Origin of the sequence: Legionella gresilensis, assembly GCF_900639865.1 — a bacterium.
Taxonomy (GTDB): Bacteria; Pseudomonadota; Gammaproteobacteria; order Legionellales; family Legionellaceae; genus Legionella_C; species Legionella_C gresilensis.
On sequence record NZ_CAAAHX010000009.1, the window covers coordinates 111,443 to 121,089 of the forward strand.

Below are 9,647 nucleotides of genomic sequence, written 5' to 3' on the forward strand. Positions count from 1 at the left end.
ATATTTATTATTGTTAACATTGGCTTCGAACCAAGGTGTCGGGGGTTCGAGTCCCTCCGAGCGCGCCATTTTTTCATTTAAAATCAGCGGGTCATGGGTCTTCCCCATTTTAGGGGGCACATTAATCAACCGCATAACACTTTAACTCTTATACGATAATTTTCAAAATTTTTAAAGCCATAGGCACGTCGTTGAATAAGTTTCATTTTACGATGGAAGCCCTCGATGATACCGTTAGACTTCCTAAAACGCCACATCCGTCCAATCTCTTCTCGCCACTGATACAATGTTTTACCTAGGGTCGCTAGCGCTTTGAAAGGACTGCTTTTCAACGCCTGAACCATTTCTAAAAAGTGGGATACTGCTCGACGGCACCACTTCTTAGTCATTGCTCGATGCATGAGTAATTGGTGGAGCTGCTGTTGGAATTGATAAATAACGTCTAGCGCAGAATTTTGGGCAAGAAACTGCTCTCTTTTAGCTTGTTGTTTTGCGGTAAGTCGTTCAGGCTTTGTTCTTAAGACAGCCAGTATTCCTCGATTACTTTTTACCTGCTCTGAAAGTTCACGATAAGTCATCATGCATTGATGTTGTAATAAACGAATAACATGAAAGCGATCAGCAACAATCAGCGCATTAGGAAAATACTTCTTTATCAATGAACGGTAAGTACTACTTAAATCCATACAAACAACTTGAACTCGTTCTTTGCCTTTTAACGTGTTTAAATAATCACGTAAATCTGACTCGCTACGGCCTTTGACAATATCGAATACTTTATGCTTGCCTAAATCACAAAGTGTTGTTGCATAGCCTTGTTTACAACTAAAGAAATACTCATCAATCCCTAACATGCGCGGACATAGTTGATTTTGTAATTCTAGATTTTCGGTTTCATAGATAGCCTTATACCAGCGCTCAATAGTCGCTTTCCCATGCTTAACACGCCTTGCTAAATCCTTTTGCGATATTCCTTCGGTATGATGATAAAACACTTCTCGCTTTAAGCGTTCAGTCACACGCTGATGTTTGTTTATTCCAGGAAAGCGTTGATTACCATAGCGTTTACAATCATCACAATAAAGCTTATAGGCTTTAAATCTTAATAACGTCCTTCTATGGCCTATTGACTCATGATGAACTTCTCGCATATAACTCGATTTTTTGCGCACATGCTTGCTGTTACAATGAGCACAACGTAACGTCCATATGTACTTCAGCTCGAATAATACCCGATCAACGCCACTCACTTTTACTATAGAAAATCCAGGTAAATTTAGGATAACATTACTCTTAGGCACTTTAATTTCGATTTTGATCGCGAAATCAATGAGTTAGTTGAGTCTAACTTGATTAAAGTGCCCCCTTATATGAGAAAGAGCCTAAATTTATTAGGTTAAATTTAAAACAGAATTCCTATGTTTTTTAGATAGAGTACTTGATTATACCTAATATAAACTCGTAGGTTGGGCCACCCGGCCCTACAAATCCTTACCAATTCAACACAAATTCTATAAATTTAAGTCCCAAAGGAATGGAAAGAGTCCAACAATGCGATACAGACGAGCCTACGTAGGTGGTGCCACTTATTTTTTACAGTGAATTTAGAGATAGACAAGGATTAAAGGTTGCTTTGTCAGTTAGTAAGTCACGGTCTAAAGTCCAGCATTGTAAAATAATCAAAAAAAATATAATATGCATACAAATTAATCACTTGTAAAAATTTTATTATGTTTAAATGGCTAGCTACTAATTTAATTGATTCAGGCTGGATAAAAACCGGACTATTTTTTCGCAGAATTATTGGAACAGATAATTTAATGTATGCTTTATCTAATGAGAAAAATTTGACCACAATTAAAAGGCGTTATCAGCTTATGGAACAAAGTGGCTTTTTTAGTGGTCAAAAGGGAGTGAGCCATCAACAAGCTTTTATTAAATCTTTATTTGCCTATGATGCCTATAAAACAGATGCTTATTCTAAAGCCTTAGAACATTTTTATTCATGGAATGGAGGTGATTTAAATCCCTTGAAAGACCTGTTAAGTTTTATTAGAACTACCTTTTTTCAAGGTTCTCATGCGTCTAAACTAAAGCAGACCTTTATAAAAGCAATCTTTGCCCAAAATCATGGTGAGTCGAATACCCTAGCGCATACAGCTTGGGTTGAAGCAAAATCAACCAAAGTTGAAGAAAATCCCTTAGCTCTTCTATTAGCTACTTTAGATGAAGCAGGATGTTTTAGAGGACCTAAGGCTGAAAAGAATCAGAACCGCTTTTTAAGCGCTATAGCAAAACCGAATAAAAATGGCGAAAACGCTTTATGTCAGTCTGCACAATATATCAATTTCGACCGTAAATTTATATCCCTTGCCGAGAAAGTACCCAATTTTTACTTATTGTTAGAAAAAATACAGTCTACTTTTTGTTTGGAACAAGGAGTTTATGCACAAAAGAATAAAGAACTCTTGAGTAAAGGCTTACTATATCGAGGAGAGCTCCGCTCTGTTTTAAGTAAAGTAATGCAAGTGCCTGAAGCGGTGGACTATATTTTCAAAACTATAGAGTCTACTGGCTATTTTTCAACGCCGAAAAATAGACAAGATTTCTTTGATGCACTAGTAAGCGTTGACAGATTAAATAGTAATATTTTACAGGATGCATCATATAATGCTGAATCGTTACAAATGGTATGTAAACAACTCAAAGCTTTAGGATGCTTTGAGGGCCATAAGGCGGTATCAAACAAGGAAAAATTGATAAAAGCTCTTATTAGACCAGATTCTGAAGGTGAAAATGCTTTATTTAAAGCTAGAGATACAAAGGTTAGAGATCTGCAGTTACAACTTTTAAAAGAAGCAGGTTGTTTTAAAAATGGCAGATATCAGCAAGAATTTATTGATGCAATCTTTGCTAAAAATAAATATGGCATTAATTGTTTATATAATGAACCTAAATTAATTGAAACACTTAAAACACTTCAATTCTTAAAAGGGCCTAATGCAGAGAAGAATAAAGCTTATTTTATAACTGCGATAATAACCAAAAATACCCTAAATGGTGAGTCCGTACTCTATCATAATCGTAATGACCTTAGTTTCCTGATAGAACACCTAACTATAGCAGGTTGCTTTTCAGGTCCGAATAGTGATCTTTACAAGCAACTATTCATTGATGCAGTTTTGTCTGAAGATAATTACGGCCATAATATGCTCTCAAGCATTTATTCACCAAAAGATATTATATTGTTGTTGCAAAAACTCACTGAAGCTGGATGCTTAAACTCTGACATTAATAAAAGAGCCTTTATTAATGCAGTAAAAAATAATGGGAATGCTCTGGTCTTTCGTTGCATTGAAAACCCCAAAACTTATATTGCTTTGCGTAAAGTTCTTAGCGCTGCCGGTCTCAATGCACAAGATCTAAAAGAGATACTAAATCTAGAAGTGAACGATAAATATAGAATAAGAGGAGAAGTATCGCCTTTTATGGCAGCGATTAGACATAGAGATGCCGTTGTCATTGAATTATTAAAAAAAGATGGTGGTGAACTCACTCAGGAGCAAGCTCAGATAATTGAGCAGTATCAAAAAAAATTAGCTGCAGATTTAAGACAAAAGCCCAAAATTGATAAGGAAGCAACAACCAAGTCCTTGCAATCTTTTCAAAAACAACTAGAACAACCTAAAAAATTATGTAATAAAGATAGAAACTTTAAACCAAGGCTAGAGAGACGTATGTCTTTTTCTGAACTTACTTCGGGTAGAACACTTTTTGATAAAACCAGTAAAGAAGCTAGGCGAATAAAAGACGACTGTGTCTTAATTGAAAAATCATCTCAGTCTTTTAACTAAATTAACTTGTCTTCGGCTAATATAAATAGGCTAGGGCTATACGACTTTCCTTATCTCTACTGTTGTCAGTCAAAAAAGGGAGGTACAAGCGGGCTGGTAGCCTTATAGCTAATTGTTTTGCTGCAGGCAAAATAAAGGGAATACGACAAAGCGTCATTTATTTGAGACTGTGTTTTTTGAGCTTTGCAGAGGACTAGGATGTCCAGGCATCTTACTCAAAAAATGAAATTAGATAGATTATTTATAGATAAGGCCTCTGGAAGAGATATTAATCGCTCCCAACTTGAAGCACTTATTGCTTATGCTTATGATGGCGATACTATTTTCGTCCTTAGCGAGGAAAAACTTATTAGAAATGCAGTTGACTTGAAAAGTGTGGTGAATTAACTAATTCATTTTCAATTTCTAAGGCTTTAACTTCTAGCATAACAGTTTATAACATATTTAATATTTAAAATTACTGTGTCATATATTGTGGCATAACTGTGACAGTGTTGCGCTGTTTTAGGCAGTTCTAGGCTGTTTTCAAGAATTTGATGCATTGCAGGTTATTGATAAATAAAGCATTTTAAATACAAGCATCAGGCTTCGAACCAAGGTGTCGGGGGTTCGAGTCTCTCCGAGCGCGCCAATTTTATATTTTAAATCAAAAAGTTACGCATAATTTAAAATATCTATTGCAATTCGATGTAGCAGAATTGTAGTGGTCTTCCCCAAATTAGGGTGCACAATAATCAACCGCATAACACTTTCACCCTTATACGATAATTTTCAAAATTTTTAAAGCCATAGGCACGTCGTTGGATGAGTTTCATCTTACGATGAAAGCCTTCAGTGATGCCGTTATTTTTAGTAAATCGCCACATACGCACGACTTCTTCTCGCCAGAGATACAGGGTTTTAGCCAGGGTGGTTTGTAAAGGAGCAAGAGGGCTCTCTTTAAGCTGCTGTAAGCGCTTAAGGAAGAGTGGAATGAGTCGAACACACTGTTTAGCGGTACGATGCTTTTTCATGAGTAAGCGAATGACATGAAAGCGGTCAGCCACGATTTTAGCGTTAGGAAAATGGCGTTTAATGAGGGCTCGATAGCTTGAGCTTAAAGTCAATACAAACGACTCGCACTTTATCTTTACCTTCTAAGGTGTTTAGAAACGTATTTAAATCTCTTTCACTGCGCCCTTTGACGATATCAAAGACTTTGTGTTTGGCTAAATCACAAAAGGTGGTGGCATAACCTTCTTTTTTATTAAAGAAATGCTCATCAATCCCTAATACGCGTGGGCAGGAGCGATGCGCTAGCTTTTTATGACGCAATGTATAACCTTCATGATACCAGCGTTCAATCGTTGACTTACCACAATGTAAGTCGCGAGCTAAATCCTTCTGACTTACCCCTTGACTATGTTGATGAAACACTTGTCTATGTAGGGGCTCACTGGCACGTTGATACGGTCTTATCTCAGGAAATCGTTGGTTAAAATAGCGCTGGCACAACGAGCAATGATACTTGTAACCCTTGATTAATAAATAGCTACGGCGTAATCCTATACTTTCATGACGTACTCGTCTTATAAAACTTGCTTTCTTACGCAGTTTTTTATTGTTGCAATGAATACACCTCACTATTCCCCTATAACTTGCCTCAATATAAACGGGATTTTCTCCTGTCACTTTCTTAATGGTCAAGCAAGGTAAATTTAGGATATAATTTTTCTTGGGCATTTTAATCTCCTTTTTATTCGCAAATTCAAAGGCTTAGCTTTCGCTATATCGATTAAAGTGCCCCTCTATTTAGGGTAGAGCCGCCAATATATCAAAATATCAATAATTCGTATAAAACAAGTCTAGATACTATAATTTCTGCAGTAATGATTGCATTTAGTTTCCTAGAAAATATTGTTCTTTAGCATCACATGCAGCAAATTTTATTATAGGAGGCAATCTAGACTTAAATAGGACTATCTCAAGGAGGGCAAGGAATGCACCGATTTCAAAATATCTTATTTGTCAGCCATGGAATTAAGGAAGAAGTAGAAGCTTTGCAGCTTTCAATAAGATTAGCCGTTAAGAACAAGGCGGAGCTTTGTATCTTAATTACCTGCCCTCCCTTTCCTGACACCCTTAGTGAGTATAAGATTTCATACGAGGAATTTTTGGTTGACAAAATGAATAAAGCTATTCAATTGGCTAAATCAGGTCTTTGTTTCTCTAAAAAGAAAATTCCTATTCATATTGAAGTAGAATATGGCAGTGCGCCTGATATTCGAATCATTCAACATGTCCTTAAAAATTCTCATGATCTTCTTATTAAATCTACAGAAACAGCTGAAGCTATGAAAGGATTTATGGCGCTAGATATGGAGTTGTTGCGCAAATGTCCTTGTGCCTTGTTTCTTTATCGCCCTCTTAAGAATACCCTAAAAAATATTGAAGTTGCAGTGGCAGTTGATCCTAAAGATGAAGAACCTGCAACACGAGATTTATCGCTTTGCTTGCTAGAAATTTCCTATTCCTTAAAGATTATGTATCAAGGCAAGTTAAGCATTCTTTCCTGTTGGAATTTTGCGCTAGAAAATTACTTACGTGATAACGTTTGGTTCAAAACATCTAAAGCTGAGGTCGATAGGATGGTTGCAGAAGAAAAGCACTCTCATGAACTGTCATTGAAAGAGTTGATTAAACGGTCTCAAATGTCTGAAGAATATCAAATCGAACATTTAAAAGGACAACCGGAAGATATCATCCCTGCTTTCATAACCCATAAAAAAATCGATATTCTGGTAATGGGGACAGTTGCTCGAACTGGTATAGCAGGCTTTATTATGGGCAATACTGCAGAAAATATCTTGCAAAAAATTGATTGCTCACTATTGGCATTGAAACCTCCTGGCTTTGTTTCGCCGGTAAAAGCTTATTAGACGCAGGAAAAATATTCATGGCGGAACAACAAAATAACGTTTCCGAACCAGGTTGGCACAGTCTATCAAAAGAGGCAATCCTTGTATCATTAAATACTAACGAATTAGGCCTTAGTGAGGATGAGTCTCAGGCTAGGCTAAGACGTTATGGCCTCAATCAATTACCGCAGCCTGAAAGGAAAAGTGTTTACATACGCTTTTTTCTTCAATTTCACAATATACTTATCTATGTTTTGCTGGGCGCTGCTCTAGTTACCTCTTTATTACAACACTGGGTGGATACGGCTGTAATAATAGCCGTTGTTATCATTAATGCTCTTATTGGCTTTATTCAAGAAGAAAAGCAGAAAGAGCGTTAGATGCTATTCGAGACATACTATCCCCTGCTGCTACTGTGTTACGGGATGGAAAACGAAAACGGATCCCGGGTGAAGGGCTTGTTCCAGGGGATATTGTTTTGCTAGAAGCAGGGGGTAAGGTACCTGCTGATTTACGTCTAATAAGATCGCATGGGTTAACCATTCAGGAGGCTATTTTAACTGGTGAATCTATTTCTGTTGAAAAGGACATACATCCCCTGCCAAGTGATCCTGTATTAGGTGATCAAAGTTGTATGGCTTTTAGCGGGACTTTTGTAACCAATGGTCAAGGCAAAGGTATTGTAGTTGCCACAGGTTCAGCTACCCAAATTGGACAGGTTAGTGGACTACTATCAAAAGTAGAGTCATTAACTACACCATTGATCATCCAAATGGGACTTTTTGCAAAATGGCTAACTTTATTCATTTTAATGATTGCCGCACTACTTCTCGTTTATGGCTATTTTGTCCAGCATCATCCATTTGGTGAACTATTTATGGTTGTGGTTAGCTTATCAGTCGCGGCTATCCCCGAAGGCCTTCCTGCGGTCCTTTCAATAACTCTGGCTATTGGCGTACAGGCGATGGCGAAAAGAAACACTATTGTCCGACGTCTTCCTGCAATCGAAACATTGGGATCTGTCTCAGTTATTTGTACGGATAAAACGGGTACTTTAACGCTAAATGAGATGATTGTCTCTTCTATTCTAAGCAGTAGTCACTTGTTTAATCTAGACGGTGTTGGCTATGAGCCCCAGGGAACGATTAGTTTAGATGAACAAGTTATTGACATTAATGAATATCCTCTGCTTCTGCAAATTGCGCGCGCGGCAGTGCTTTGTAATGATGCCACACTTTATGAGCAAGAAGGTAACTGGATTACAGAAGGTGATCCCATGGAAGGAGCCTTACTTGCATTTGCCGGTAAAGTAGGACTTATTCAACAGGAAGAAAACACATCCTGGGTGCGTACTGATATGATTCCTTTTGATGCCAAACATCGCTTTATGGCCACCCTACATCATGACCACTTAAAACATGCAGTAATCTTTGTTAAGGGTGCGCCTGAGCAAATTTTAAAGATGTGCCAACATCAACAAACCGTGTGGGGTAAAGAAGAACCTATAAAGGAGGTTTACTGGAAAGAACAGATGGACGAAATAGCAGCAAGAGGGCAGCGCATATTGGCTTTTGCATTCAAAAAAACCCAGCCAGAACATACCGTTTTAGAATTTACTAATGTTGAAGGGGGCCTCACTTTACTCGGTATGGTCGGATTAATTGATCCACCCAGGCCAGAAGCAATTGCAGCAGTAGCACAATGCCACAAAGCGGGTATTAAAGTTAAAATGATTACAGGGGACCATGCCAGTACAGCACTTGCCATTGGCCGCCAAATTGGCCTTAAAAATTTGGCAAGGGTATTAACAGGTATGGATTTAGATAACATGGATGATGCAGCACTTAAAAGTGCTGTATTACAAGTCGATATTTTTGCCCGTACCAGTCCTGAACATAAGTTAAGGCTGGTAATGGCATTGCAATCGAATGGTATGACTGTCGCTATGACTGGTGATGGGGTTAATGATGCGCCTGCATTAAAACGAGCGGATGCAGGAATTGCTATGGGAAGAACAGGTAGCGAAGTCGCCAAAGAGACTGCAGAATTTGTACTGCTAGATGATAATTTTGCTTCTATTGTTGCAGCTGTTCGTGAGGGTCGTACTGTGTATGACAACCTTAAAAAGGTCATCAGCTGGACTCTACCTACTAGCGCGGGCGAAGCCATCACTATTATTTTTGCTTTACTTATGGAACTTAGCTTACCAGTCACACCAATTCAAATTTTATGGGTTAACTTGATTACAGCAGTCACTTTGGGAATTGCGTTGGCCTTTGAGCCCACAGAAGAAGGCTCTATGCATCGCCCACCACGCCCTAGAAGTGAATCTCTGCTAACTGGCAGTCTAGTATGGCACATCATACTGGTTTCTATTCTATTTATCTGTGGCGTTTTTGGTATTTACTTTTATGAACTCAAGCATGGTGATTCGCTTGAGTTAGCACGCACAATGGCATTAAACACCCTAGTTGTACTTGAAATATTTCATCTTTTTTATATTCGTAATATTTACACTACCTCACTTACATGGTCGGCAGTTAGAGGAATTAAAGTCGTTTGGATAGCAGTTATAGTTGTTACTGTTGCACAATTTGCCATTACCTATTTTCCTCCTTTGCAGACAATCTTTGTGACAGAGAGTATTCCCTTTTGGGATGGTGTACTTATTGTGGTAATTGGTGCAATATTTTTTACTATTCTTGAAATTGAAAAGCAACTTCGTTTGAGAATAAGTGCTATAAGCCAAATCAGCGTAGGCGAAAGAGAATGATCGATTTGTCATTAGCAGATGCTACTCTTTCTATGAGGTGACATCACTTCTTATAGTAGTCATTTCACCTAACGCATCGACCGTAGCCGGTCAATGAAGTAGAGTTGCTCTAGCTGTTTTCTT

The 9,647-nt window shown here is 37.9% G+C and carries 4 protein-coding genes and 2 pseudogenes; 4 read left to right on the forward strand and 2 right to left on the reverse strand.

Annotated elements, in window-relative coordinates:
* Positions 1-125 precede the first annotated feature (125 nt).
* Positions 126-1,301 (reverse strand): ISL3 family transposase, encoded by a 1,176-nt coding sequence (locus E1P04_RS12280; RefSeq protein WP_131783198.1) that lies wholly within the window; start codon positions 1,299-1,301, stop codon positions 126-128.
* 429 nt (positions 1,302-1,730) lie between these two features.
* Here E1P04_RS12280 and E1P04_RS12285 point away from each other — a divergent pair, with 429 nt between their 5' ends.
* Both E1P04_RS12285 and E1P04_RS12290 read left to right on the forward strand, forming a co-directional pair.
* Positions 1,731-3,854: a hypothetical protein gene (locus tag E1P04_RS12285; protein ID WP_131783199.1), complete on the forward strand. Its 2,124-nt coding sequence runs from the start codon at positions 1,731-1,733 to the stop codon at positions 3,852-3,854.
* A 198-nt stretch (positions 3,855-4,052) separates the two neighbouring features.
* The gene (locus tag E1P04_RS12290) at positions 4,053-4,241 is read left to right on the forward strand and encodes a recombinase family protein (RefSeq protein ID WP_131783200.1); all 189 of its coding nucleotides are present in this window, start codon (positions 4,053-4,055) and stop codon (positions 4,239-4,241) included.
* Between the two features lie 347 nt (positions 4,242-4,588).
* On the opposite strand, the pseudogene E1P04_RS12295 reads toward E1P04_RS12290, so the two are convergent.
* A pseudogene (locus E1P04_RS12295) lies at positions 4,589-5,576 on the reverse strand (ISL3 family transposase).
* 257 nt (positions 5,577-5,833) lie between these two features.
* Between E1P04_RS12295 and E1P04_RS12300 the strand changes: the two are divergent.
* Positions 5,834-6,772: a universal stress protein gene (locus tag E1P04_RS12300; protein WP_131783201.1), complete on the forward strand. Its 939-nt coding sequence runs from the start codon at positions 5,834-5,836 to the stop codon at positions 6,770-6,772.
* A 17-nt stretch (positions 6,773-6,789) separates the two neighbouring features.
* Positions 6,790-9,524, forward strand: a pseudogene (locus tag E1P04_RS12305) (cation-transporting P-type ATPase).
* Positions 9,525-9,647 lie beyond the last annotated feature (123 nt).

Bases quoted from the DNA above. Each gene is read 5' to 3' on its own strand.
- E1P04_RS12300 (WP_131783201.1), top strand. From the start codon at position 5,834: ATGCACCGATTTCAAAATATCTTATTTGTCAGCCATGGAATTAAGGAA.
- E1P04_RS12290 (WP_131783200.1), top strand. From the start codon at position 4,053: ATGTCCAGGCATCTTACTCAAAAAATGAAATTAGATAGATTATTTATA.
- E1P04_RS12285 (WP_131783199.1), top strand. From the start codon at position 1,731: ATGTTTAAATGGCTAGCTACTAATTTAATTGATTCAGGCTGGATAAAA.